Annotated in this window: 27 protein-coding genes; 10 read left to right on the forward strand and 17 right to left on the reverse strand. The window is 36.5% G+C overall.

The genetic code is table 11. The features are described from left to right. The 6 genes from CY0110_RS23405 to thrB form a co-directional block, all read right to left on the reverse strand. On the reverse strand, nt 1-1,748 hold a 1,748-nt coding region (locus tag CY0110_RS23405), incomplete at its 3' end, for a glycosyltransferase (protein WP_008278069.1). Nucleotides 1,749-1,798: 50 nt separating this feature from the next. Further along, nucleotides 1,799-3,871 carry a class I SAM-dependent methyltransferase gene (locus CY0110_RS29475; RefSeq protein WP_008278070.1) on the reverse strand — a complete coding sequence of 691 codons (2,073 nt, stop codon included), beginning with the start codon at nt 3,869-3,871 and terminating at the stop codon, nt 1,799-1,801. Nucleotides 3,872-3,942: 71 nt separating this feature from the next. Beyond that, on the reverse strand, nt 3,943-4,626 hold the full coding sequence (locus CY0110_RS23420; RefSeq protein ID WP_008278071.1) for a methyltransferase domain-containing protein: 684 nt from the start codon (nt 4,624-4,626) through the stop codon (nt 3,943-3,945). A 91-nt stretch (nt 4,627-4,717) separates the two neighbouring features. Further along, entirely contained in the window at nt 4,718-6,556 is a 1,839-nt protein-coding gene (locus CY0110_RS29480; RefSeq protein WP_008278072.1) for a TylF/MycF/NovP-related O-methyltransferase, read from the reverse strand. Nucleotides 6,557-6,617: 61 nt separating this feature from the next. After that, a complete protein-coding gene (locus CY0110_RS23435; RefSeq protein WP_008278073.1) occupies nt 6,618-7,793 on the reverse strand; it encodes a sulfotransferase domain-containing protein in 1,176 nt (391 codons plus the stop codon). Nucleotides 7,794-7,980: 187 nt separating this feature from the next. Next, nucleotides 7,981-8,898: a homoserine kinase gene (thrB, locus tag CY0110_RS23440; RefSeq protein WP_008278074.1), complete on the reverse strand. Its 918-nt coding sequence runs from the start codon at nt 8,896-8,898 to the stop codon at nt 7,981-7,983. A gap of 191 nt (nt 8,899-9,089) precedes the next feature. Here thrB and CY0110_RS30550 point away from each other — a divergent pair, with 191 nt between their 5' ends. Then, the gene (locus CY0110_RS30550; protein ID WP_008278075.1) at nt 9,090-9,236 is read left to right on the forward strand and encodes a hypothetical protein; all 147 of its coding nucleotides are present in this window, start codon (nt 9,090-9,092) and stop codon (nt 9,234-9,236) included. A 21-nt stretch (nt 9,237-9,257) separates the two neighbouring features. On the opposite strand, the gene CY0110_RS30555 is transcribed toward CY0110_RS30550, so the two are convergent. The 10 genes from CY0110_RS30555 to CY0110_RS23480 form a co-directional block, all read right to left on the reverse strand. After that, nucleotides 9,258-9,431, reverse strand: a complete 174-nt coding sequence (locus CY0110_RS30555; protein WP_008278076.1) for a DUF6888 family protein — start codon at nt 9,429-9,431, stop codon at nt 9,258-9,260. A gap of 32 nt (nt 9,432-9,463) precedes the next feature. Next, nucleotides 9,464-9,658, reverse strand: coding sequence for a DUF6887 family protein (locus CY0110_RS23445; RefSeq protein WP_008278077.1), 195 nt, complete (start codon nt 9,656-9,658; stop codon nt 9,464-9,466). Nucleotides 9,659-9,824: 166 nt separating this feature from the next. Next, nucleotides 9,825-11,936 (reverse strand): bifunctional arginine dihydrolase/ornithine cyclodeaminase, encoded by a 2,112-nt coding sequence (gene argZ / locus CY0110_RS23450; protein WP_008278078.1) that lies wholly within the window; start codon nt 11,934-11,936, stop codon nt 9,825-9,827. A gap of 176 nt (nt 11,937-12,112) precedes the next feature. After that, on the reverse strand, nt 12,113-12,253 hold the full coding sequence (locus CY0110_RS30115; protein ID WP_008278079.1) for a hypothetical protein: 141 nt from the start codon (nt 12,251-12,253) through the stop codon (nt 12,113-12,115). Nucleotides 12,254-12,365: 112 nt separating this feature from the next. After that, complete coding sequence (locus CY0110_RS23460) at nt 12,366-12,743, reverse strand: hypothetical protein (RefSeq protein WP_035800486.1); 378 nt, start codon at nt 12,741-12,743, stop codon at nt 12,366-12,368. Nucleotides 12,744-12,766: 23 nt separating this feature from the next. Then, complete coding sequence (locus CY0110_RS23465; RefSeq protein WP_008278081.1) at nt 12,767-14,779, reverse strand: ribonuclease catalytic domain-containing protein; 2,013 nt, start codon at nt 14,777-14,779, stop codon at nt 12,767-12,769. 145 nt (nt 14,780-14,924) lie between these two features. Then, the gene (gene rpsR, locus CY0110_RS23470; RefSeq protein ID WP_008278082.1) at nt 14,925-15,140 is read right to left on the reverse strand and encodes a 30S ribosomal protein S18; all 216 of its coding nucleotides are present in this window, start codon (nt 15,138-15,140) and stop codon (nt 14,925-14,927) included. Nucleotides 15,141-15,172: 32 nt separating this feature from the next. Then, nucleotides 15,173-15,367, reverse strand: coding sequence for a 50S ribosomal protein L33 (gene rpmG, locus CY0110_RS28925; protein ID WP_008278083.1), 195 nt, complete (start codon nt 15,365-15,367; stop codon nt 15,173-15,175). A 168-nt stretch (nt 15,368-15,535) separates the two neighbouring features. Continuing rightward, complete coding sequence (locus tag CY0110_RS23475) at nt 15,536-15,997, reverse strand: hypothetical protein (protein WP_008278084.1); 462 nt, start codon at nt 15,995-15,997, stop codon at nt 15,536-15,538. A gap of 152 nt (nt 15,998-16,149) precedes the next feature. Next, nucleotides 16,150-16,584 (reverse strand): peroxiredoxin, encoded by a 435-nt coding sequence (locus CY0110_RS23480; RefSeq protein WP_008278085.1) that lies wholly within the window; start codon nt 16,582-16,584, stop codon nt 16,150-16,152. Between the two features lie 138 nt (nt 16,585-16,722). On the opposite strand from CY0110_RS23480, the gene CY0110_RS23485 reads away from it, so the two are divergent. Genes CY0110_RS23485 through CY0110_RS23495 form a run of 3 tightly spaced genes read left to right on the forward strand, consistent with a single transcriptional unit; the run spans nt 16,723 to nt 18,922 of the window. Then, nucleotides 16,723-17,127, forward strand: a complete 405-nt coding sequence (locus CY0110_RS23485) for an Npun_F0494 family protein (RefSeq protein WP_008278086.1) — start codon at nt 16,723-16,725, stop codon at nt 17,125-17,127. Between the two features lie 51 nt (nt 17,128-17,178). Next, nucleotides 17,179-18,663, forward strand: coding sequence for a cobyric acid synthase CobQ (cobQ, locus tag CY0110_RS23490; RefSeq protein ID WP_035800469.1), 1,485 nt, complete (start codon nt 17,179-17,181; stop codon nt 18,661-18,663). A gap of 19 nt (nt 18,664-18,682) precedes the next feature. Further along, nucleotides 18,683-18,922 carry a 2Fe-2S iron-sulfur cluster-binding protein gene (locus CY0110_RS23495; protein ID WP_008278088.1) on the forward strand — a complete coding sequence of 80 codons (240 nt, stop codon included), beginning with the start codon at nt 18,683-18,685 and terminating at the stop codon, nt 18,920-18,922. Nucleotides 18,923-18,997: 75 nt separating this feature from the next. On the opposite strand, the gene CY0110_RS23500 is transcribed toward CY0110_RS23495, so the two are convergent. Next, a complete protein-coding gene (locus tag CY0110_RS23500) occupies nt 18,998-19,456 on the reverse strand; it encodes a hypothetical protein (protein WP_008278089.1) in 459 nt (152 codons plus the stop codon). Between the two features lie 263 nt (nt 19,457-19,719). Between CY0110_RS23500 and CY0110_RS23505 the strand changes: the two genes are divergently transcribed. From CY0110_RS23505 to CY0110_RS23530, 6 genes are all read left to right on the forward strand, one after another. After that, nucleotides 19,720-20,136, forward strand: coding sequence for a secondary thiamine-phosphate synthase enzyme YjbQ (locus CY0110_RS23505; RefSeq protein WP_008278090.1), 417 nt, complete (start codon nt 19,720-19,722; stop codon nt 20,134-20,136). A gap of 47 nt (nt 20,137-20,183) precedes the next feature. Further along, nucleotides 20,184-20,654 (forward strand): hydrogenase maturation protease, encoded by a 471-nt coding sequence (locus tag CY0110_RS23510; RefSeq protein ID WP_008278091.1) that lies wholly within the window; start codon nt 20,184-20,186, stop codon nt 20,652-20,654. 10 nt (nt 20,655-20,664) lie between these two features. Next, a complete protein-coding gene (menC, locus tag CY0110_RS23515; protein ID WP_008278092.1) occupies nt 20,665-21,762 on the forward strand; it encodes an o-succinylbenzoate synthase in 1,098 nt (365 codons plus the stop codon). Further along, entirely contained in the window at nt 21,763-21,993 is a 231-nt protein-coding gene (locus CY0110_RS31165; protein ID WP_008278093.1) for a Uma2 family endonuclease, read from the forward strand. 91 nt (nt 21,994-22,084) lie between these two features. Beyond that, nucleotides 22,085-23,158, forward strand: a complete 1,074-nt coding sequence (gene acsF, locus CY0110_RS23525; protein WP_008278094.1) for a magnesium-protoporphyrin IX monomethyl ester (oxidative) cyclase — start codon at nt 22,085-22,087, stop codon at nt 23,156-23,158. A 197-nt stretch (nt 23,159-23,355) separates the two neighbouring features. Continuing rightward, nucleotides 23,356-24,720 (forward strand): cytochrome P450, encoded by a 1,365-nt coding sequence (locus CY0110_RS23530; protein WP_008278095.1) that lies wholly within the window; start codon nt 23,356-23,358, stop codon nt 24,718-24,720. The last annotated feature ends 38 nt before the right edge of the window (nt 24,721-24,758 follow it).

Raw genomic sequence — 24,758 nt, forward strand, 5'->3', positions numbered from 1 at the left:
TTAATTTGTCCTAAAGAAACTATAGGAATTTTTAGAGAATTAAGCTGATCATTAGGTATTCCAAAAGATAATAATTTAATTTTTTCTTGTTGAACTGCAATAAAAAACCTGCCATCTTCTAAACAAACTTCAAGGGCTTTAATCATTTCCTCAAATCCCTTACGCTTTTCATTACCATTATCAGCACCAATCAATAAAGTAAACGTATTCGGTTTAATGCCTAAACCTTCTTTTGCTTTTGTTTTAGGAATAGGAATAAATCTATCGGTTTCCACTCCATTCGGAATAACTTCAACTCGTTGATGTTTAAATAAAGCACTTTTGCGGACACAATCCGCTAACCAATAACTAGGAGTAACAATAGTTAAATTTACTCCCGATAATAAATCTAATTTATCTTGTAAAATAGCTGCTGCTAAATTAAATTTATCCTCTTTTAATTGCGGACAATGATCACAATTTGTTTGATACCCATCACATCCAGCAGTATAATGACATCCCCCGGTAAAAGCCCACATATCATGGAGTGTCCAAACAATAGGTTTTCCCAGACTTGCCAACCGTTTTAGGGTTTGGGGAGATTGAAACATCGCTACCCAATGTAACTGAATAATATCCGCTTCTTGAACTTCCTCTACTTGACTGACATCCCAACCCGGATAGGGAAAATTGAACAGGGTATTAGAAAGCTCAGTACGATTTTCATTGATATAATGAGTTTGTAAGGTAGTAAACGCCTCTTTTTGAGACTCATCTAACTCAGGTAGAGGGTTGACTAAGCAAACCGTCTCATCCGTTGAAAGTTTATAATTCGCCAACATCAAAGATTTGTGTCCTGCTTGTTGAAGTCCCTTATGCAAACGATAAGTAGCCCTGGCCGCTCCTCCTCCAATATCAATGGTGTTTAATTGAAGAATTTTAAATGGTTGTATATCAGTCTTTCCTGTGATAAAAACCTGTCGCCAATAATTAGGTCGAGATTCAACCGCTTCCACAAACAAAGAGTCAGGTTTACGAATGCGGCCATCGAGTTGAACATCTAAACTAAACCGCTCAAATTCTGGAATTCTCGACTCATTCGCCTGACAAACTTTGACATCTGTAAAGCCTGTTTTCCTCAAAATACGTTCTAGGGAATAACGGTCATACATCCATTGATGAACTTCTCCACTGAGACGGAATTTACCCACTTTTAGGGCAACTTCCTCAAAATTATCCGTTTCAGGATTAAAAGAAAAAGGTGGTGGTAACTGATTTTTTAAGGGGCGTAATAGTTTGATTAAATTTTCCCCTTCAGCCCCAATACGGTCGATAACAAAGGATTCATTCGATATATTTTCCTCTGCTAAATAAGCAGCCATTTCTCCCCCAGATTGATGACGAGCCACCTGGTCAAACATTTCTAGTAAAATCCAATTATAATTAGCTGTTCCTTCTGCTGACTCTTGACTAGCTTCGTCCAAAGCTTTAAGGTATTGTCTGGCAATTTGTTCTAGGTCAGGGACAACAACCCGAATTAAACCATTCGGTCTTAAAACCCGATGACATTCTTCTAGAAATCTTTCGGCTTCTCCTTTAGTAAAATGTTCTAAAACATGGGAGTGATAAACTACATCAAAAGAAGCATCATCAAAGGGAATACCTTTACGTAAATCATAGGCGATTACCCCTTCTTGGGTTGAGACAAAATCCACATTTGTCCAGTCAGGATGAAAGTGAGAACCGCAACCTAAATTAAGATATTTCATGAGTCATAAAAACTGAATAAACTGACAGAATGAATCCCGATAAAAATTATTTAGTTTAGTTTTTCAAATTCTACGTATAGAGTTTGTCCAGGAAACCACTTTTTTAAGCCCTTATTCAAGATTTTTTCGTAATAAGACATGGCTTTTTCACTGAAGAAAAATTTACCCAATGGTGATACAGAAGACCAATAATCACGATAGCTCGTTAAATATCCCGTCACATGATAGTCTGCTAAGGGTTCTATTTTTACTTTTGTTAGTTTAATAGGAAAGAGTTTTTCAAGAGATTTAAACGTCGCTGCTGACCATTGAGTCATGTGATGGGGAGGCATATCCAATAAACAATATTGATGTTTCAAAAAGCTATGGGCATTGGGAACTCCAAGAATTAATTTCCCCCCTGGTTTTAGGGCTTCAACTGACCAACGGATAAAGTTTTTCGGGTCGCTAACGTGTTCTAAAACTTGAAAACTACACACCGCATCATAAGATTCGGGATAATTTTCAGCTACATCTTGTAAATCTAATTGTTTAATCGGTAGCTGTTTCCCTTCAGCGATTTTGACGGCGTGTTCATTGAGTTCAATTCCCGTAATATTGATCCCTGATTTTTTGGCTTTTTCAATAAAAAAGCCAAATCCTGAACCCACTTCTAAGGCAGTTTGACAATCGGATAAGTCTTGAAGCGCAAGGGCATATTCCCATTTTTCATCTGTATAATACCAGTCAAATTTATCTAACTGTGCATAAAGGTTTCCTGACCCTACTGTATCTAAAGGAACAAAAAACTTTAATTGAGTTTGATCGCACTGATAAAGACAAATCTCAGGATAACCTTTTAACTCTTCACTAATATCAATTTGAGTATGAAGTTTCCAATCATCAATCAGCTTCTGTGCAGGAATTCTTTCGAGCAATGTTACTGAAGTCGAACCTGTTAAAGGACTAACCACAGAAGATTGAGAAGGAGTTTCTAATACTTTAGCGTTAGCTTTGAATTGTTCTCTTGCACTAATTTGAGTTAAAAATAAAGGTGATTCTAAAATTTCTTCTTTTAAATTAATCCAGCGCTTTCGTATTTTCCAAAACTTACTAGATTCCATCGCTTTAATAATTCCTTCTCTTTGTTGAAGTTGTTCGTTTAACTGAGATAATTGTGTTTGAACTTTATTAATCTGATCTCTAAGGAGTTGGTTTTCCTTTTCGATTTGTATTTGTTCTAATTCTTCCCGTTTTTGTTTCAGTTCTTGCTCAAGACTACAAGACAGTTCTGAAGCTAAGATTTGAGCAAAAATTTGTCGATCTATAATGTGATTAGGCAAGATAATATTGGGATGATTTTGGGTTAAATTTGTTCTTTTCGTTAATTCAAAAGCAACTTCATTAAAAATTGGGTAAAACTTAGGGTATGGAACTTGATCTAAAGCAACAATCAGATCAACCGATGGAGCGATCGCCATTCCATGCTGTGACCAACAAGCTAGGTTCCAAGCTAAGGTTCCGTCCTTCAATTCTCCCCGAAACGCTGCCCGTAGTTGTCTTGTCCAATATTCTTGTTCTTGGGGATCATCAAACACCCCTTTCAGCAAGTCAGCAGTCTGCACTTCTGGCCACTGTTTCAATTCACTATCATAATGTTGCCAGGCTCGTTTCCAGGTTGCCCAACCTAAATAGTGAGGGTATTGAGAAAAATAATAGCCATCTTCGACGACCGATGACCCTTGATATCCTTTAATTCCGTTAATATGAGCAATTCTTTCATCCTGACGATAATATCGTAATAATTCCTCACAAAAAGCGAAAAAACTAGGGGAAGCATAACAAGCCTCTTCTAAGATAACGGCTTCTTCTACCTGAGAAAATATCCAATTCAGGGCAGTTTCTATCCTCTCGTGATGTTCCAAATAGGTATCAGAAAGATAAGTTAAAATTTCACAGTCCCAGTGTATCTCTTGAATAACTTCTCTGGTTTTCTGACAGTTTGCTTCTTCTTGGATAGAAGCAGAACCATTAGAAAAAATCAATAGGGTTTGAGGACTAACTTTAGCGATCGCCTCTAGAACTTTTTTGGTCAACTCAGGACGATGACCAATAAAAACAGCGACAGGTGCAGAATATACCATTGTTTTAAACAATTATTAAATGGTTAAATTACATTAAACGTAATACCAACAAAAAATAAGATTAATGAAGGTTATCCGAGACGGCGCAGGACAATCATTGAATCCCGTTCTACTAGCCCTAAATCAGCTGTAATTACGCTCCAACCAGCTTTTTGAGCAATAGAGGCCATGGTTGCTCGATTATTGCGAGGCCACCAAATTTGATCATCAGGTTTTTGTTGAAAGTTAAGAGGAATACCCCCTTTTTCCCAACCATAATCATCTAATTTATTCCAGTCAGCATATTGATGAATTGCCAAAGCTCCTGGTTTTAGCTTGGATAAAGAATTTTTAAGAATTTGAGCAATATTTTCCACATTATTGTGACATAACACACCAAAAGACCAAAAAAAGTCAAAATAGTCATCTTCTACCGCAGAAAAAGAATTATCCTTAGCAATATGACAGGTTAATCTCCCGCCATAATTTTCAGGGTGAAGCCATTGTTTCACATCTTGAAAGTCAACGACTTGTAATTCTCCTTCAGGAATATAGTTTAAAATTGCCCTTGACCAAGATCCTTTTCCTGGCCCTAATTCTAATACTTTTGCATCAGGTTTAAGATGAGGTACAACCGCTTTCAGAAATACCTCTCGATAGGAACCTCCTACTAAGTTTTCCTCTTGTATTCTTGTATCATTGGGGGCAAGAGATAACACATCACCACTATCATATCCGTAGTCAAATTCTTGTTTAAGCCAGTCTATGGTAGGCATGATTTTTTTTAAATCTCCTCTAAGTTATAGTTAATTAAATACTTATTAAGTATTGCTTCTGAATTATGAGGCATTACAAAAATAGGTTAGTTTAAAGTTTCTGAATCCATCGAGCCGTATAGTCAACTTCGTGTAGTTTATAAGATAATTGGCGTTCGGCAAAAAATTCATCTACTGCTTTTTTGCATCCTGGCCAGTGGCCATAGTCATCAAAAGAAATAAATCCTCCTGGAACTACTGCATCATAAAAGGTTTCTAAACAAAATTTAACGGGAATATACCAATCAGCATCAATATTGAGTAAAGCAATTTTAGGGATATTAACTTTCGGAAATGTTTCCTCAAACCATCCTTTAAGGATTTCCACCTTGGTCATATTCGCATTAACCAAGTTCAATACGGTTAAGACTTGTGAGATATCCCCCACTACTTGTCCCACATATTCTTTAGCTTCTTCTTCGTCCTCTTCTGTGGTTTCTGGCATTCCAGCAAAAGAATCAAAAAACCAAGCTTTGCGCTCATATTTATAAGAATTAGTGGCAAAATGAGCTAATATAGCTGCTGTACCCCCATTACAGACTCCACATTCAATAACATCCCCTGGAATATTCTCTAAATCAATCCGTTGAGATAAATTGTAAAGACTTTCAATTCTTTCTGGCCCCACTAAAGTAAACGGTTCTACCTTAGCTTGTATGTACTGTAAATGTTTATTTTTTGGAGTAATAGTAGTAGGTTGTGATTCAGGCATAATAATTTCTAATTCTGATGCTATCTCATTAACAATAGGCGATAAGGTTTCAACTTCATAAGTTTCATAAGTTTCTGGTACATCTAAGACTATTGATTGAGTAACAGATCCTTCCCATTGCGGTAAATCATTTCCCTGATTTAAGCCAACTTTACCTTTTAATTTGAACCATTTTTGGCGTAATTTCCAAAATTTGCTTGATTGCATTGCCGTAATTTCTTGTTGAGTGCTGATAATTTGTTCTTGAAGTTGACGTAATTGTGCGCTTGCTTGTTCAATTTCTTTACGTTTTTTAGCTATCTCACTTTGTTGATAATAAATATTAGCTTGGTTAAGGAAAACATATTGACTGGTATAAGCATCAGCTTCATCATTAACTATAACGAAGGGGGGATGTTTTAAGGTATGTATTGCTTGAGTAGGAAGATTAGCTAAAGGATGATTGAGTTTTGTAAAAGTTGCCTCAACTCCAAAGCCAATATTAGTCACTAAATTAACATCGGGTAAGACAGTTAAACCATTTTGTAACCAACAAGTATAACCCCAGGCAAAATCCCAAGTATTGATTTCTCCTTGATAGGTTCGCTCTAATACATTTGTCCAATAAGCTTGCTCTTCTGGATTAGGAAAAACTGCAGACATTTGACCCCTTTGACGAAATTCTGGCCAATGTTTCATGGTGACATCATAATGTTGCCAGGCTCTTCTCCAAGTCGCCCATCCCCAAATATGTGGATATTTAGAAAAATAATAACTGTATTGAGTCCGACTTTGACCCAGTTGAAAATTATTACCACTAATTTGCATGATTCTTTCATCATGACGGTAATAATCTAGTAAAGTTTCACAAAATTGAAAAAAAGATAAATCGGGTAAACAATCATCTTCAAGAATAATTGCTTCTTCTACTTGAGAAAATACCCAATTTAACCCACTCGATACCCGTTTTTTGCAACCTAAATTCTGGTCAGAAAAGTTAGTTAAAACTTCGCAATCCCAATCAACTTGTTGAATAATTGCTCTTGTTTGTTGACATTTCTCAGCTTCTTTTTCTGAGGGGGGGCCATCAGCTACCACCAATAATTGTTTTGGTTGAACTTTAGCGATGACATTAAATACCTTTTGAGTTAGTTCAGGTCGCTTAAAGATTAGAAAAGCGACAGGGGTTGAGAATCCCATGATTGTTTACTTGTAGTTAATAACTTTAATTTTGTCGGCATTATATCTCACAATAGGGATTTTATTCTACTGGCAAGCCTAATAATTTTTTAAATTTTAACCACTGAGTTCGTAGTTTCCAGAATTTAGTCGATTCCATAGCTATAATCCGTTCTTGACTTTGCTGGAGTTGAGTTTGAGTTTCTTGGAGTTGAGTTTGAGTTTCTTGGAGTTGAGTTTGAGTTTCTTGGAGTTGAGTTTGAGTTTCTTGGAGTTGAGTTTGAGTTTCTTGGAGTTGAGTTTGAGTTTCTTGGAGTTGAGTTTGAGTTTCTTGGAGTTGAGTTTGAGTTTCTTGGAGTTGAGTTTGAGTTTCTTGGAGTTCTTGATTAGTTTGTTCTAATTTTTGTTGTAATGCCTCTTTGATTTGCTGTAATTGACTTTGAGTTTGTTCTAAGTGCTGATTAGTTTCCGCTAATTGAGTAGTTCGTTGTTTCATCGCACCAACTAGCCCAAGTGGTAAGTAATCTAAGCGTTCTAATGCTACTCCATGAGTATCAATAAAGTCCGCTAATAATTCACTAGAAAAAAATTCATGCCATGCACCTGCTTGACCCCGTCGAACAAAAGGAATAGTTGGATCTGAAGTTTTAAGTCGATCCATTAAATTAAATTGTACTTTTTCTAGTTCCTGCATTTTATTAAACGAAGATGCCTGAACTGCTTCAGCAAGTTTATCAGGATCAACTGGAATTTGAGCAAAATCTAAAACTTGTTTTAGCGTTTCCTGGGCATTTATTTTCATGTTCTCGTATTTAATTAATAAGAAGTTTTCCCCTCGGTTATCTAGCCAATTGATAACGTGCTGACTCCAAGGTGTATAAGTATCAATTTCTCCCTGGTTAAATCTTTCCAAAAAACTTGTAAATTTAGTGTCTTTATCACTTTGATAAAATTGATGAAACTTTTTTAAATGAAAATAGTAAGAAACAGCTACATCACGTCCATCACGTACTAAATAAACAACTTTATTATACTCCTTAGTAAAGGACTCATGACTCTTAAAAAATCTGGGATACTCTAATTTTTGAATATCCACTGAACTTGAATTAAAATGGATATCTGGAACAATGAAATGAGAGTTAGTAAAAGTACATTGATTATTAGTTAGATAATTACCAATTAAAAATCTGAGCCAAGTGGCTCCTGATTTTGGATAAGATACTAGAAAAATATCGTCAGGTAAAATTTCAAAATCCACTTTTTTTTCGTTCTTTGATGAAACTAACTTTATGAAAGGATACTTTTTAAAAAAAGCTTAGGTCAAGGCGAAATGGTTACTGTCACGGCTAAAAAGTTCCGATTGGTATATAACAAGTCATCTGACGAGCTTATTGTACATTTTTACCATACTTTGAGGCTATTAAGCTTGGTTCAATCAATCAACCCTAATGAACATTAACTTTTGCTCCTTGAGTATCAAGAGAAAGCGATCGCACGTCTGCTAGGATCTCCAATTGTGTCCAAGCATTTTTCATAGCCTTTTCTACTGCTTGAATCTTTTCAGGATGGGTTAAGGCTAATAGAGTCGGTCCTGCACCACTAATGACCATCCCATAAGCCCCTGCTTTGAGGGCTGATTCTTGCACAAATTCATAGCCTTCAATCAGTCCTTGACGATAGGGTTGATGGAGTTTATCAGCCATCGCTTTGCTTAACCATTGTCCGTTACCCGTTTCTAAAGCCCTGATTAATAAGCCCATACGAGCTACATTGAAAATAGCATCAGTATAAGATAAGGTTTTCGGTAAAACTGCCCTAGCTTCTTCTGTGGAGAGTTCAAAGTCAGGGATAGCCACCACAGGAATAATGTCAGAATGCCAAGGAATTTGACAAATTTCCCAGTTTTCAGGTTTACCCACCGATAACTGACAGTTTCCTAACAACGCAGGAACCACGTTATCGGGATGACCTTCTAATGCAATGGCTAATTCCATGATTTCTGCTGTAGAAAGAGGTTGGCCAGCTAATTCATTCGCTCCCACTAGACCCCCAACAATAGCAGTTGCAGAGCTTCCTAATCCTCTGGCTAGGGGAACCCCTAATTTGATGTCAATGGCAATTTTAGGGGGTGTTTTGTTGAGATGGTGATATAAATGAGTGAAGGCTTGATAGAGGAGGTTTTTGCGATCGCGACTTACTCGATGTGCCTCTGTCCCTGTTACCGTAATGCTGAGATCAGTCTCAGCGTCTGGTTTTTCAGTAAATTGAAATTGATTGTAAAGGGTTAATGCTGCACCAATGCAGTCAAACCCCGGCCCGATATTAGCCGTTGTTGCAGGAACGTTAACGGTAACAGTAGACATAAAAGACAATAGTTTTTTAAAGTTCTCGATTTATTTTATCGGCAATTTAACCATAAGTTGATTAAAAAATATAGTAATTCTACAGCAAAAATTATAAAATCTCATATTTCTGGTCTATTCCCTTTTCGATAAACAAGATAAGATAGTAAAGTAATTTAGTTATTTAATTTCGGAGCTTAATAAAAAATAGTATGAAAAAGCAAAAAATCTGTCATTACTGCGAAGGAAAAGGATATGTTGAAATTCGAGATTGTACTGCAGAAATTCAGAGAGAAGAAACCTGTGTTTTTTACGAAGGAACGGGTTATATTATTGAAGAAAAGGAGGCTAATAATTGATCCTATTGGTGATTGATAATTTTATAAAATTGTAACGTCTCCTTCATTATCAATTAAAATCTGAATATCTTCTCCAGCAAGGATAAAAATATCATTAGTTCTTTCATCTAATCTAACTAAAAATACTGGTAAATACATTTGTGTGATTTGTTGACACATCAAAAAACATTTAACTGCTTGTTTTTCTGTGGGCATTTTCAAAATTTTAGTAGAGACTTTAAACTTAATTAAGCTTGCCTTTTTTGTTTAATTTCTGTCAAAATTTCTGGTATACGTTTTAAGTCTGACTCAGATAATTTACGTCCTGGTTTAGATTTTAAACGATCAACTAAGGCATAAAAAGCTTCTGTATCTTCTCTATGAGCTAATACATAAGCTCTTAACTCAGCTTGATTCATGGTTTGAAAATTAGGTTTATTCATATAATTTTTATCTTTAACTTTTTCTATTACTATAGCGCAACGTCTATTAACGCAATACTGTAGGGTAATAAATTGAATTCTATTTATTATCTATTTGTCCTATGAGAAACTCAAATTTCATTACTATATCAAAAGTAAGGTGGGCAATGCCCACCCTACAAATTATCTAAACAGTGGAAACCACAGGATAAGGATGGGTTAATTTATCTAACTGTTGCACCAATAAACTGAGGAATAAACCTACATCGGTAACAATACCCACGGACTCAACCGAACCGCGATCGCTTAATTTAGTTACCACAGCCGGGTTAATGTCCACACAGACCATTTTTACGCCAGCAGGGGTCATATTACCGACACCGATACTATGTAACATGGTGGATAACATCAAGATCATATCTGTGCCTTGGATTAACTCAGCATAGCGACTTTGAGCTTTAATTAAGTCCATTTCTGTGTCGGGTAAAGGACCATCATCACGGATAGAACCGGCTAAGGCAAAGGGGACGTTATTCTTAACGCATTCATACATTACTCCTTTGGTGATTAACCCTTGTTCTACGGCTTGGGCGATATTACCACAACCTCGCACTGCATTAATGACTTTGAGGTGATGACGGTGGCCGCCACTGACAGGGATACCCCGTTGCATATCTACTCCTAAGGAGGTTCCCATCATGGCTTGTTCGATATCGTGAACAGCGATCGCATTACCACCTAAAAGGGCGTGAACATACCCCTCTCGGATTAATTTTGCTAGGTGTTGCGCCCCACCGGTATGAATGACCACAGGGCCAGCCGTTACCACGACTTTACCTCCTTGATCCCTGACTTGGCGCATTTCCCAGGCGATCTGTTCCACTAATAATTCAACTCGGCGCTCACTGGAAACTCCAGATCCCATAAAGGTAAATTCTTTTTTGCCGTTGCGTTGATCGCGATCTTCAGCTTGTCTGACAGTACGAATACCATCAACCCCAACCATCACATGATCCCCTTTTTGTAAGTCCCGTAATAACCTACATTCTGCGGTCATATTTTGAGGATCAACCACAATAGCAGCATCCATGCGCTGATTTTGCACTTTTACCCATTCGCAGTTGACTCTAACTTCGGTAGGATAGATGGTACTAACATAGAAGTCATCGGGGGCGACACCTGCTTTGGCAACGGTTTCAGTGTTGATATCACACACTTCTTGAGGAAGGGCCACCGCACCCAGATCAATTAATTGTGTCATAATTTCTTCCATGACATTATGATCTGGCGCTGAGACGCGAACTTGTGCGGCTGAGGTGCTTTGTCTTTCTAACCCTAACTCAAAATTAAGAACTTTGAAACTGCCCCCATTTTCGACAACCATATCGAGGGCTTTATTCATAATACCTGCATCGAGGAGATGGCCGGTTAATTGGACTGTACGACTTTCAACTGGGGTACTAGCGTGAACATCTTCTAAAACGGGTTCATTGACACGGAGGGTTAAACATTTGGCTGCCCCACCTGCTTTGAGAAACTCGGATAAGGGAGTTTGTACCACTTCAAAACCCACATCATTTAACCGTTGTTTTAAGCTTTCGCTTATCTGGTTCATGATGATGGTGTGGTTAATATTAACCGCATTACAGGCGAATTTTACCGCGTCTGGTTCCTCGACGATAATACGCTTTTCTTCAGGAATACGCAGTTCAATTAAGCGGTTAGAATAGGCATCAAACGCAGGAGGATAGTAGAGTAAATAACCGCCGGTAAGGGGACAGAAACAAGTATCAAGATGATAGAAACGTTCATCAATGAGACGGAGGGATAATACTTCTGTGTCTAACCATTGGGCAATATAAGGATGGGAGTCTAACTCTGATCTAAAGCCGTATCCAGCCCATAACCAACGGCCTTCTCTATCAAATAAAGCGTCGCCGGCTCCTTCAAAGGGTAAGTCTTTGGGCAGTTCAAAAACATTAAACCCATTATTGGCAAACCATTCTTTAAAATAGGGTTCTTCTCCTTGTCTTTCTTTATGATAGAAACGACTGACGATCGCATTATCTCCTAAGACTAGCCCTGCGTTGGCAGTAAATACCATATCAGGCCAGCCTTTTTGGGGTTCCACTAATTCAACGATCGCCCGTTCTTTAATAGCGTGATAGAGTTGGTTCCATTGTTCTACCGAGCGATCACGGGCTGATTTATGTATATTCCCTTCCATCCAAGGATTGATCACATAATCTACATCATAGTGGTCTGGGGCGCACATTAAAATACGAATCGAATCAGTCATAATAGTGTCTTCAATTAAGCTCAATTTACATATCTGTCTTTGATGTTATCCAGCTTGTCTACTCCTTACCGATACTGAATGACTGAATAACCCAATTTATTATCTTACCGTGAATTTGGCGTTAAAAGTGATGGCTGTCCCTTTGTAGGGTGAAAAGCGTTTGTCATTTGCTAATCCTACAGTCTAATGCGATCGCTCACTCCATCTAGTTTTGTATTAATAGTTTTACTGTCTCCTTGAAGTTCAGTTTTTTCCATGGTAATTTTATTAATTACTTCTTTAATTTCTTTTTTGAATTCAGTTTGTAATAATTCCAAGTTTTTAAAGTTCTCTTTGAGTTGATTTTGTCCGATTATAAAAAGCTAATCGATCCACTGTACTAAACCTCCTAGCGTAGAATCATAAAAAATGTATAAATTAACTAATTAACTAAAACACATCAGAGTATTCTTGCCAAATTTGAGTAATAAATTGGTGCAATTTTTCTTTAGCCATCGGATTATTATTGATTGAATCATCTGGACTATGTAACTGACTTAATAAAGGGATCACTTCCGTATCTAAAGCAGGTTGAAAAAGAATAATTGGATATAATAAATCCGATGTTGAACGAACATCCATTAATAATTTAGGGGCAAAAAATTGAGGATAAATTTCCCTTTCTTCAGCCATGTCTACTAAACATAAGGGACGAACCCAACATAAACGACGGGATTCTACCACTTGAATCACTTCACAATAAAGACGATGAGACTGATGAGTTAAATAAACAATTTGTTGAGGAGTAAAAAGGCAATTTTCACCCATTTTAATTATTAAAAAATCAATTCTCAATTATTAATCATTGTTTCGTGTTCGAGCATTTCACGAAAACGAATTTCATCCCGATGAGGATCAGCACGACTCACTTGTACATTCAGGCGATCGCCTAAAGAGACTGACCGCTCAAAACGATGGGGCAACTCTAACCCTAATTCTTCCAATAATATCACCCCTAACCCTTCATCTTCCCTTAACCAGCGTAAAACTAACCCTTGCCAAACCTGATCGGCGTTACGACGTAAAAATTCTAACCCCCAATAACGGTTGGTTTGTCTTTCCACAAACGACGCTTCTTGTGCGGAGAGGGTAACACTGTATAAAATTTGTTGCATCACATCCAAGGGAAAGGGCAACTCATCCCCTCTCAGATGGGCTTTTAGTTGGAAATGGGTTAATAAGTCTGTATAACGACGAATCGGAGACGTTACTTGAGTATAATTATTTAATCCTAAACTAGCGTGACGACTGGGTAGGGTTCCCATTTCACTGCGAGGCATACAACGGCGCAAAGCACAGGCTCTCACCGGGCCAGCAGGAAGTAATAATAACTCTTCGTCTGAGGGTAATTCTGGCTGAGGTTGACCTCGAAAGGGGACAGGTATGCCGTTTTCTCTACAGTAAGTGCCGGCTACTTCTCCAGCTAAAATCATCATTTCTGCCACTAATTGACGAGAAATAGAGGTTTCTAATAATTCGATAATAATTTCTTCTTCGGACTTCACCTTAATAATGGCTTCTGGCATTTTGATGGTGATCGATCCTTGAGACTGTCGCCACTTATGTCGTTTTTTGGCTGCTTCTGCTAATACAGCGAGTTCTGACTCGGCGGTAATGCCTAACTGTAACATCTCATCCACATCGTGGTAGGTGAGGCGATAGGTGGGTTTAATAACACTCGCATGAATCGAAAAATCTGCAACAGCACCCTCACTATCTAAAACCACCCCGAAACTCAAAGCAGCGCATAACTCTCCTTGACGTAAACTCATCGGTCCTGTGGCCAACTCCACGGGGAACATGGAAATCATACCCGTTGGTAAATAGAGGGTGGTGCTACGTTTTCTCGCTTCTAAGTCTAATTCATCCCCTGGAGTGACTAAACGGGTGGGATCAGCGATATGTATCCATAATTTAACTCTCTCATCGTCTAAATACTCTACACTCAAACCGTCATCAATTTCTTTGGTACTTTCATCGTCAATGGTATAGACTTTTAGATGGGTCAAGTCCAGGCGATCGCTATCAGCGTCGGGGGGCAGAGTTTGTAAGTAAGAAGAGGACACATCTAATACCTTTTGAGGAAAATTGAGGGGATAAGAACTTCGCTTTAAGAAAAGGTTTTCATTAGGACTCCACCATTTTAAGGCTACCAATAACTCAAAAGCAGCCTCAGCAGTGGTTGCCTGTCCTAGTTCTTTCAGTAAGTCTTGAGCGTTGCGATGATTTTGTTCTGGGTGTAAGACAAACTTTTCTAATGAGTCTAACCGAGTGCGATCGCTCTGACTCCATTCTACCGTTTCCCCGGCCAGAGCTTGTTGAATATGCTCAAAAAAGATTTCTTTTTCTTGTTGACGTTGTTTTTCTACTTCGAGTTGATGTTTAATTTCTTCGACTTGACTGGGAGAACGGGGTTCGTATTTTTCTCCTTTTTTCTTAAAATATATTTTATCTTCTGATAATAAGCGATGGGCTGCATAACATAACTGTGCAGTTTCCTCAGAATAGAGAAAATTTGCCATATCTGCTGGTGTTACTGCTTCTCCGTCTTCAATTAATAATTCCCATGCTACTTCTAAACTAGAGGGGTCGAGATAATCTTGAATTTCTTGGAGAAATTGAGGAATATCATTACTGCTATATGAACCTCCTGGCACTTCATAATCTATTCTTTGGGGTCGTAATTTATGGGAATGGCCGTCATTATCAATTACTATCCAATCTTTTTTACCTTCTGGACGATCAACTACTCCCAGACGAGGTTCTCCATTAACTCTAAATTCAACTAATTTGCCTTTTTCCACCCGCTTTGTGCCTTACTTGCTAACATTGTCTCTAACTATTGTATAATCCCCATTTTTTATATGAGGTTTCGGGGGTTACATTGGGACTTTAGGGGTTAAGTTTTGATATTATACTAACCCCGAACACCCAACATTAGAGATAGGGTTAAGCTTCTTTGTTTACAAAGGGCAATAAGGCTAAAAATCTAGCCCGTTTCACCGCAGCCGTTAAGGCTCTTTGTTGTTTGGCGGTTAACCCTGTGATGCGTCTGGGTAGGATTTTACCCCGTTCGGTGATGAATTTCCTGAGCAATTCTGTGTCTTTGTAATCGATGGGTTGTTTTGGTGGAATCGGGGATAATCGTTTACGATAATAACTCATGCTTGACTTTTTCCTTATTTTATGCTATTCAACTATTTAATTTCTTTGTGAATGGTGTGGGTATTACAGTGGGGACAGAACTTTTTGAGTTCTATTCTTCCTGTGGTATTCCGACGGTTTTTGCTGGTGGTATAGCGGTTAACCCCAGGCGATCGCTTATTTGTGTTTGTTCGACACTCTGTACATTCTAGGGTAATAATCAGTCGAACCCCTTTTTTACTGGCCATAGCTTAATTTAGCAACTTACTTAATTAATTTTAGATTTACACACAAACAGCTATTATCTCATATTTTATTGAACTTTACAAGTGACTTAAGCTCGAATAATTTTACTAGGATTCTGATTTTTTCTCGGACTATAACGCATTACAATACGTTATAGCCAAAATTTTTAATTAATTTTTACGTAACACAGCAAACCAAAAACCACTAACACCAGCAGTAATTAATAAACTGTGTAAAGGAGACATAGGAGTGGAACTATAATGCAAATCTTGTTTTAATTCATAGCTAATATTTTCGTAATCTACTCCATCTTCAGTGACAGGAACAATAATCACTTCTCCGTGACCTTCATCGATAATTTGTACTTCCCAGTCTCCGGGGATAGAGGCATCAGGAAGAAAAGAAAAACGCCCTTCTTCATCCGTTCTTGATTCTAACCAAGGTTCATCAAAATTATTAGGTGCATAGACATAAACTTCAGCATTTGCAGCCACTTCATCGGTACTGTATGTGCTTTGAAATTCTAATTCGTCGTTTAATAAATAATTAGTAAACATGGTGTGAGCTACACTTTTAGATGGCATTCCCAGAACACCCAATAAAAGCGGTAAGGTAAAAATTAGTTTTTTCATCTGACTCTGACTCCTCATAACAAATGAGCTAAGGTTAGAGTTGATTATAACAAGTCCTAAAGGTGGTTTATTCAGCTTAGGGGAATAGGCAAATAGATCAAAAAATCCCCCATCATAAGATGAGGGAAAATTTAGGTAAATTAAAGCAAAAATTAGCCAGAAACGCCTAAAATATCTTGAGCGTGGGTATCTGTTTTCACTTTTTCGTCAACATAACTAATTTTGCCTTCTGCATCGATAATATAGGTGACACGCTTGGAATAACCACCAGCATCGACATCATAAGCTTGGGTTAACTTGCCGTCTTTGTCGACTAATAATTGAAAAGGAAGACCATACTTTTCTTTAAATGCTTTATGGGAAGCTTGGTCATCCATACTGACCCCAAAGACAACCATATCTTTATCCTGGTATTGTTGATAATTATCACGGAAGCTTTGGGCTTCTTTGGTGCAACCAGGGGTATCATCTTTAGGATAGAAATATAAAACCACGACTTTACCCTTATAATCCGACAAAGAGACGGTATTACCCTCATCATCAACGGTGGTAAAGTCTGGTGCAACGGTTCCAACAGCTAAAGCCATAGAATTTTATTCCCAAATTAATTGTTATCACTTTTGATCATAAAACTTTACATCCCAGAAGAAAACCTTTCATAATGGAAGTATGGCAATTAATTCTCACTGTTATAACTATAGTTGTATCCTAACCTAACAATTTTTATGAAAGCCTCAACCCAAACCCTTAACCTTGCTTATACAGACCAGATGTTAACCCGTGCAGAAAGGGCGTTATGCTCCGCTCCTTTCCAATTGACGTTATTTACTGCTATGAAGGCTAAAAGCGTTCCTTTACCTTATATTGCAGGGGAAAAGGGCATAAAAGAAGGCTACATCCTCAAATTTTTATCAGAACAACGGGTTGAAAGAGAATTAATGTGGTTAATTCAGGTAGGATTATTAAGGCGAGAAGTGGACGGACAAGGAATAACAGATAGTTTTCGTTTAACTCCTTTAGGAAGACAAATTGTAGACAAATGGAACACTCAAACAGGTTATTTACCTCAACCAGCTTGGTGGGAAAGACTGGTTAATCGCTTAAGTCGTTGGTTTAGTCTTCCTTTTTAACTAACAACTGGTTACCGATAACTGTTCACCGATTATAGGTCTAAATATTCAATGAAATCTATGATGGTAGTGGGAACGACTTCCCATGCCGGAAAATCCTTTATTACCACTGCAATTTGCCGTATTTTAGCTCGTCGGGGTTGGCACGTTACCCCCTTTAAAGGGCAAAATATGGCCTTGAACGCGTATGTTACTACCACTGGGGGAGAAATTGGTTATGCTCAAGCGGTACAAGCTTGGGCTGCTGAAACGAATCCCAGAGTAGAAATGAATCCTATTCTCCTCAAACCTCAAGGTAATATGACTTCACAGGTTATTTTGGGAGGCAAAGCAGCAGGGATTACCACAGCAACAAACTATTATAAACAGTATTTTGAAAAGGGTTGGGATGTGATTGTTCAATCCCTAGAACGTTTGGCGATCGAATATGATTTTGTGGTTTGTGAAGGTGCCGGAAGTCCAGCAGAAATTAATCTGAAACATCGAGATTTAACTAATATGAGGGTGGCTAAATATCTCAATGCGCCAACTCTCTTAGTAGTGGATATTGATCGCGGTGGAGCGTTTGCTCATGTGGTAGGAACCTTAGAATTATTAGATGACTCTGAAAGAGCTTTAATTAAAGGAGTAGTGATTAATAAGTTTCGAGGACAGCGATCGCTGTTAGATTCAGGGATTGAATGGTTAGAAAGTTACACAGGAATTCCTGTGTTAGGGGTAATTCCTTGGCAAGATATTTCTTTTTCTTCAGAGGATTCTTTGGATTTATTAGAACGACATTCTAAAGGACAAAAAGATATTAATATTACTGTTTTAAAATTGCCCCATATCGCTAATTTTACAGATTTTGAACCGTTGGATGCTGAGAAAACGGTATCTATTACCTATTTAGATTTACAAAATAATTTAGGCTATCCGGATGCAGTGATTATTCCTGGCTCAAAAACTACTATTAATGATTTAATCGCCTTAAATAAAAGTGGTATGGCTCAAAAATTACAAGATTATGTAGCAGCCGGGGGTATTGTTTTAGGCATTTGCGGTGGGTTCCAAATGTTAGGAGACATGGTTTTTGATCCCGATCAATTAGAAGGTAATAGTGTTTCTTATCCTGGACTAAAATTGTTACCTATCGAAACAGTGATCACCCCTGAAAAAATTGTCCGTCAGCGTCAAACCTGTTCGGTTCATCCCTATCTAGGATTTCCGATTACGGGTTATGAAATTCATCAAGGAGTTAGTCGTTTACCCAAAAACAAAAATCAACCCCTAAGAACAACCATTCATGCTCTATTTGAAGATAGAAGTTTAGGTATTGTTAATGATAATCAATCGGTTTGGGGCTGTTATTTACATGGTATTTTTGATAATGGGGCATGGCGAAGAACTTGGTTGAATTATCTGAGAAATCGTCGAGGTTTGCCGTCTTTACCGACAGGAATACCTAATTATAGAGAACAAAGAGAAGTAGTTTTGAATCAATTAGCTGATTTGGTAGAAGAATATATAGACTTAACACCATTACTAAATAACTAATCTATTTGAGGAATCTTTTATGACAGTTCAAGTACGTTTTTTACCCGATGATATTACTATTGAAGCACAAGCAGGAGAACCTATGTTAGACGTAGCAAAACGAGCAGGAATTACCATTCCTACTGGGTGTTTGATGGGGTCTTGTCATGCTTGTGAAGTAGAGTTAGAAGATGGTGCGCCTATTTGTGCTTGTATTAGTGCCATTCCTGCAGGAAGTGAGTCTATAACGATTAGTTTATACACAGATTTAGGGTGGTAATTATATAGGGCAAAAGGCAACAGAGATACATGGATTCATTATGTAAGCAAATTTAATCTTACTGAGGTTAATAACTTAATATTTGATCAACCAAAATGCCTCATTTCTTATATATAAAGTGTTATTATTAGTCGCAGGAGCAATCATTTTAACTTCTTTAGTTAAAGAATTACGCTCAACTTTCCAGTTAGTATAATCCCCAGATTCATCCTTCTCTTCTTGAGGACAACTATAGGTTACTTTTTTGATTTTCTGATCATAAATCTCAAAAAAACGTCCACATTTTTGTGATAAAATAATGATCACTAGCAAGCGATTTTCTTGATTAGGATATAAAGTAACGGTACTAGGTTGTTTAACACCTGTTGCTAACCTTCCCCAAAACTGAGCCGTTGCTGTATAGCTTTTTTGTAGTGGTTGAAGATTAAGAATTGCTATATTATCTAACAATTTAAAATTGTTTTCTATCTGTGTTAGTTGGGGAATATAAAACAAAAGTGAAAAACTAATTAAGTAATTTAAGTTAATATTCATAGTCTAGATAAAAAGCAAGAAAAATTATTTTCAACAAGATCATATTGATTGTTTGTCGGTTAACTATAAAACAAGCGATCGCACGAATTAAACAACGGGAATAGTATAATCTATAATATAATAATTATGAGCATCGTTTGACTTTAGATAATATGATTAACTAGAATATAAAAAATTAGGGGTTTGTTTATCTAGCTATATATTTAGCTTTTCATCCTCATTAAAAACATAAAGATATTTGTCTTATACAACAGTCACTAACAATGATTTATCAAGAAACAATTACACTTTCTACGAAAGAGAATGGAGATTTACATGATTTAACTGAATCCGTTGCTTTAATTGTAAAAAAATCTAAAGTTATTACTGGAATGGTCAATATTTTTAATATAGGAAGCACTGGAGTTATCGGAGCAATTGAATTTGAACCAGGTTTGAAGAAAGATTTACCAGAATTTCTCAATAAATTAATTCCTCCCAGTCGAGAATATGGCCATGAAAAAACTTGGCACGACGGTAATGGACACTCTCATTTACAAGCAACCCTTTTAGGACCATCAATGACAGTACCCATTATAAATGGTAACTTAAAATTAGGGATTTGGCAGCAAATTTTTCATTTGGAATGTGATATTAAACCTCGTCAACGTGAAATCGTTGTTACGATATATGGTGAATAATTATAGATAAAATTTTTTATAATTAAATTATTTAAAATCTAATATTAATGTGCAAAAAATCAAAAAAAAATAACTCGAAAACTTTGATTATTGGTTATGGAAATACCTTAAGAGGAGATGATGGAGCGGGTTATAAAATAGCAGAAATTATTGACAAATGGAACCTTGATAATATAAAGTCTCTTGCTATTCATCAACTAACGCCAGACTTAGCTGAAAAAATATCCCAAGTTGATACAGTTATTTTCATCGATGCAGTAGCTATTACTGATATAAATACTGCAAAAATTGAAATTAAAACCATTTCTATTAACCAAAAAAGTAATAATTTACTGCATCATAATACCCCTAAACAATTATTATCTTTAACTAAAGTGATTTATAAAAAAGTACCTAAAGCTTATTGGATCTTAGTTCCTGCCCTAAATTTTAATTTTAGTGAAGAATTATCGTCATTCACTCAAAAATATGTTAATCTCACGTTAGAAAAAATAAAAGATATTTTATCAATTAAATAGTTAATTATTCATGATCATTAAAAGAGCAGAACTTTTTTCATTTGAATTACCTTTCATCACAAGTTATCAAACTAGCTATGGTGAAATGAATCAAAAAAAAAGTATCATCGTTAAACTCTCAACCTCTGATTTATCGGGTTATGGTGAAGCATCAACCCTACCGTTTCCTTTCTATTTACCAGAATATACTGATACTTCATTGATTGTCTTAAAAGACTTAGTTATACCTCAAATTATGGGTAAAAAGATTAATCAGCCCAGTGATATCAATCAACTTTTATCTCATATTAAAGGTTATAATTTTGCTAAAAATACAGTAGAAAATGCTTTATGGGATCTTTGTTCACAACAACGAAAAACACCACTTTGGAAACTATTAGGAGGAGAAAAAAGAGAGATTAGCATTGGTGGAGCAGTTGGTATTATTAAAAATAAAAATAAACTTTTAGAAAAAATTAGTTTAAAAATTGAACAAGGTTATAAAAGAATTAAGCTAAAAATCAAGCCTGGTTGGGATATTGAACCCTTAGAAATTATTAGAAATAAGTTTCCCGATATTCCTTTAATGGCTGATGCCAACTCAGCTTATAGTTTAAAAGATATTGATATACTAAAAAGTTTAGATAAGTTTAACTTAATGATGATAGAACAGCCATTAGGTTGGGACGATCTTATCGATCATTCACAACTTCAACAACAGATTAAAACACCTATTTGTCTAGATGAAAGTATTTTATCGTTAGAAAATACCCGTAAAGCCATTAAAATAAATGCTTGTAAAATTATTAATATTAAACCTGGAAGAGTTGGGGGACTTGCAGAAGCAAAAAAAATACATGATTTATGTCAAAAAAATAATATTGGTGTTTGGTGTGGAGGAATGTTCGAGTCTTCTATCGGTGTATTTTTTAATCTTTCTCTTGCTACTTTAAATAACTTTGTTTATCCTGCTGCTTTAAACACCAGTGAATACACTGATGATATTGTTACCAATAAATGTCTTGCAAAAAATGGAACAGTAAAGACTCCTGGTTTTTTAAGTGACTTCGAGGTAGATGAAGATAAACTAAGACATTATACAGTTATTTCTTATAAATTTAATTCTTAATTGTCATTCACCATTTCCAAAGGATTTAGAGTCACTCCAGAACAATTTGAGCAGCTTGCCTCTGCCGAACAATTATCACGAATGGAGTTAAATAAAGAGAGAGAATTAATTATTATGAGTCCCACGGGTGGCACAGCAGGCCGAAAAAATAGCCGTTTAATTCAACAACTAAGAAATTGGGCAGAAGATATCTTACCTGAATTGATTTTAGATTTAACTGTAATTTGGTAGCTCAATAACAAGTTTAAACTTTTGCGAACAACCGTAGACAAAATTACCTCGGCATCGGATGATATAACTATCCAGTTATATAGGAATGGTTATGGTTAAGACTCCTGTTAGACCCGATCAGCCGAAACCAGGAACAAAAGCACCTTCTCAAGAAACCCTCCTCACCCCTCGTTTTTATATTACAGACTTTGAAACGGCGGCCAACCTTTCTTTAACGGAACAGGAAACCGAGTTAAACGCCATGTTGACGGAAATGCGTAACGACTATAACCGTCATCATTTTGTTAGAGATGAAGAATTTAAAACTGGTAACTGGGACCATTTAGATGAAACCACAAGAGAAGGTTTTATTGAGTATTTAGAACGGTCTTGTATTTCTGAATTTTCTGGCTTTTTACTCTTCAAAGAATTATCTAGAAAACTCAAAGGCCGTAACCCCATTTTATCAGAAATGTTTCATTTAATGGCCAGAGATGAAGCCCGTCATGCAGGGTTTTTAAACAAGGCCATGGCTGACTTTAACCTATCTTTGGATTTAGGAAAAGTTACTAAAACCCGTACCTATACCTTTTTTCCCTTGGAGTGGGTTATTTACACCGTTTATCTCTCTGAAAAAATTGGTTACTGGCGTTATATTATCATTTTCCATCACTTAGAAAAACATCCAGAAAAACAATTTTATCCTATTTTCAAAAAATTTGAAAACTGGTGTCAAGATGAGAACCGTCACGGCGATATTTTTACCGCTTTATTACGTTCTCAACCTAAACTTTGGAATACCTGGAAAGCACGGTTATGGAGTCGTTTTTTCCTCTTATCTGTTTTTGCAACCCATACTTTAACGGTTCATGAAAGAGCTAGTTTTTATGAATCTTTAGGGTTAAATGCCACAGAATTTGATAAAGAAGTGATTCGTAAAACAAACGAAACCTCCGCCAGAGCATTTCCTAGTGTTTTAGACGTAGATCATCCCGAATTTTATCCCCGTTTACAACGGTGTTCTCAGCGTAATTTAAAGATGAAAGAAATAGGAGAAAGTAATACTCCTAAATTCGTTAAAACTTTGCGTAAACTGCCTTTAATGGCTGGAATTGTCGGAGATTTACTGCGTATTTATTTAATCAAACCCATTGATGCTGAAGCATTACGGGGAACGGTTCGTTAAATGAATTTTACCTAGTCTTAATCTAAAACAGTTTCCGAAAGCTTGCTGATGCAGGCTTTCTTTTTTTTTGTTATATTGATAATTATATGCTCCTCTATACTGTTTGTTCCCTGTTCCCTAACCGTTTTGACTCAATAAGTTTTGAATCAATAAAAAGAGCAAAATATAAATAAGAGTAGAATGTGAGGACAACTCTCATGACAGCAACCATTAAAGCTAAAAAAAGCAATAATTTAGCTTTTCCCCAGGGAATCAAACGTTATGGGTTGAAGGGAATTTTAAATCTTATTTTTCGTCCGTTACCAACGTTAGAAGCTTATCGAAACCGCTACGGAGACATTTACTATTCTCCTGCTTTTTCTAGTTTCCCTCCTTTTATTGTGGTTAGTAATTCAGAAGGGGTTGAAGCCTTATTTACGGCTGATCCTGACTTATTTAACTCTGGAACTTCTAATGCTGCTTTTCAACCCTTATTAGGTAGTCAATCTATTTTACAATTGGATGGGGAACCCCATAAAAAAAGACGTAAGTTATTAATGCCATCGTTTCATGGACAAAGGTTACAAACTTACGGAGAAATTATTACAAATATTACTCAGTCTATCATTAGTCATTGGCAAAAAGAAGATATTTTCTCTATGAGGGAAGTTACCCAAGAAATCACATTAAGTGTGATTCTTCAAGCAGTCTTTGGAATTACTCAAGGAAACAACTATCAATCATTAAGAAAACAATTAGGTCGCTATTTAGACTTATTTAATTCTCCCTTATACACTTCTACGTTGTTCCTTCCTATTTTACAGAAAAACTGGGGAACATGGACACCTTGGGGGAATTTTATTGCTCAAAGAGATAAAGTATATGAGTTACTAAGTCAAGAAATTGATAAACGGACAACAACGAAAGATGGTGAAGATATTCTCACTTTATTATTATCAGTTATCGATGAAGAAGGGGAACATCTGACTAAAAGTGAGGTCATGAGTGAATTAATGACTTTATTATTTGCTGGTCATGAAACCACCGCTTCGGCCTTAGCTTGGGCATTTTATTGGATTCATTTTCATCCTGAAATTTATCATAATCTCAAAGATGAATTAGATACTATTGATCTTGATACCGATCCGATGGAAATTGCCAAACTTCCCTATTTAAGTGCAGTGGTTTCTGAAACGTTAAGAATTTATCCTATTGCCTTATTTGCCTTTAGTCGAACCCTTACAACCTCCTGGGAATTCATGGGTTATTCTTTAGACAAAGGAATGTCTTTGGCCCCTTGCATTTATTTAGTTCATCATCATCCTGATATTTATCCTAATTCCAAACAATTTAAACCGGAACGCTTTTTAGAACGTCAATTTTCTCCTTACGAATTTATACCTTTTGGTGGAAGTAACCGTCGCTGTTTGGGTTATGCGTTAGCGTTGTATGAAATGAAATTAGTTTTAGCTACTGTCTTAAAACAGGTTAACTTAAAATTAGTGAGTTCTCAGCCTATTTTACCTGTCAGAAGAGGGTTTACTATGAGTCCTCAAGGGGGCGTAAAAATGCAAGTTATCTAGACAGTGCAAAAATCAATTAGTATTTTAATTATCATTCT

Origin of the sequence: Crocosphaera chwakensis CCY0110 (genome assembly GCF_000169335.1) — a bacterium.
Lineage (GTDB): Bacteria > Cyanobacteriota > Cyanobacteriia > Cyanobacteriales > Microcystaceae > Crocosphaera > Crocosphaera chwakensis.

Coding starts and splice junctions, on each gene's coding strand:
- CY0110_RS29475 (WP_008278070.1), bottom strand. CDS start 3,871: ATGGTATATTCTGCACCTGTCGCTGTTTTTATTGGTCATCGTCCTGAG.
- CY0110_RS23420 (WP_008278071.1), bottom strand. CDS start 4,626: ATGCCTACCATAGACTGGCTTAAACAAGAATTTGACTACGGATATGAT.
- CY0110_RS29480 (WP_008278072.1), bottom strand. CDS start 6,556: ATGGGATTCTCAACCCCTGTCGCTTTTCTAATCTTTAAGCGACCTGAA.
- thrB (WP_008278074.1), bottom strand. CDS start 8,898: ATGTCTACTGTTACCGTTAACGTTCCTGCAACAACGGCTAATATCGGG.
- CY0110_RS30550 (WP_008278075.1), top strand. CDS start 9,090: ATGAAAAAGCAAAAAATCTGTCATTACTGCGAAGGAAAAGGATATGTT.
- CY0110_RS30555 (WP_008278076.1), bottom strand. CDS start 9,431: ATGCCCACAGAAAAACAAGCAGTTAAATGTTTTTTGATGTGTCAACAA.
- CY0110_RS23445 (WP_008278077.1), bottom strand. CDS start 9,658: ATGAATAAACCTAATTTTCAAACCATGAATCAAGCTGAGTTAAGAGCT.
- argZ (WP_008278078.1), bottom strand. CDS start 11,936: ATGACTGATTCGATTCGTATTTTAATGTGCGCCCCAGACCACTATGAT.
- CY0110_RS23460 (WP_035800486.1), bottom strand. CDS start 12,743: ATGGGTGAAAATTGCCTTTTTACTCCTCAACAAATTGTTTATTTAACT.
- rpsR (WP_008278082.1), bottom strand. CDS start 15,140: ATGAGTTATTATCGTAAACGATTATCCCCGATTCCACCAAAACAACCC.
- rpmG (WP_008278083.1), bottom strand. CDS start 15,367: ATGGCCAGTAAAAAAGGGGTTCGACTGATTATTACCCTAGAATGTACA.
- CY0110_RS23475 (WP_008278084.1), bottom strand. CDS start 15,997: ATGAAAAAACTAATTTTTACCTTACCGCTTTTATTGGGTGTTCTGGGA.
- CY0110_RS23480 (WP_008278085.1), bottom strand. CDS start 16,584: ATGGCTTTAGCTGTTGGAACCGTTGCACCAGACTTTACCACCGTTGAT.
- CY0110_RS23485 (WP_008278086.1), top strand. CDS start 16,723: ATGAAAGCCTCAACCCAAACCCTTAACCTTGCTTATACAGACCAGATG.
- cobQ (WP_035800469.1), top strand. CDS start 17,179: ATGAAATCTATGATGGTAGTGGGAACGACTTCCCATGCCGGAAAATCC.
- CY0110_RS23495 (WP_008278088.1), top strand. CDS start 18,683: ATGACAGTTCAAGTACGTTTTTTACCCGATGATATTACTATTGAAGCA.
- CY0110_RS23500 (WP_008278089.1), bottom strand. CDS start 19,456: ATGAATATTAACTTAAATTACTTAATTAGTTTTTCACTTTTGTTTTAT.
- CY0110_RS23505 (WP_008278090.1), top strand. CDS start 19,720: ATGATTTATCAAGAAACAATTACACTTTCTACGAAAGAGAATGGAGAT.
- CY0110_RS23510 (WP_008278091.1), top strand. CDS start 20,184: ATGTGCAAAAAATCAAAAAAAAATAACTCGAAAACTTTGATTATTGGT.
- menC (WP_008278092.1), top strand. CDS start 20,665: ATGATCATTAAAAGAGCAGAACTTTTTTCATTTGAATTACCTTTCATC.
- acsF (WP_008278094.1), top strand. CDS start 22,085: ATGGTTAAGACTCCTGTTAGACCCGATCAGCCGAAACCAGGAACAAAA.
- CY0110_RS23530 (WP_008278095.1), top strand. CDS start 23,356: ATGACAGCAACCATTAAAGCTAAAAAAAGCAATAATTTAGCTTTTCCC.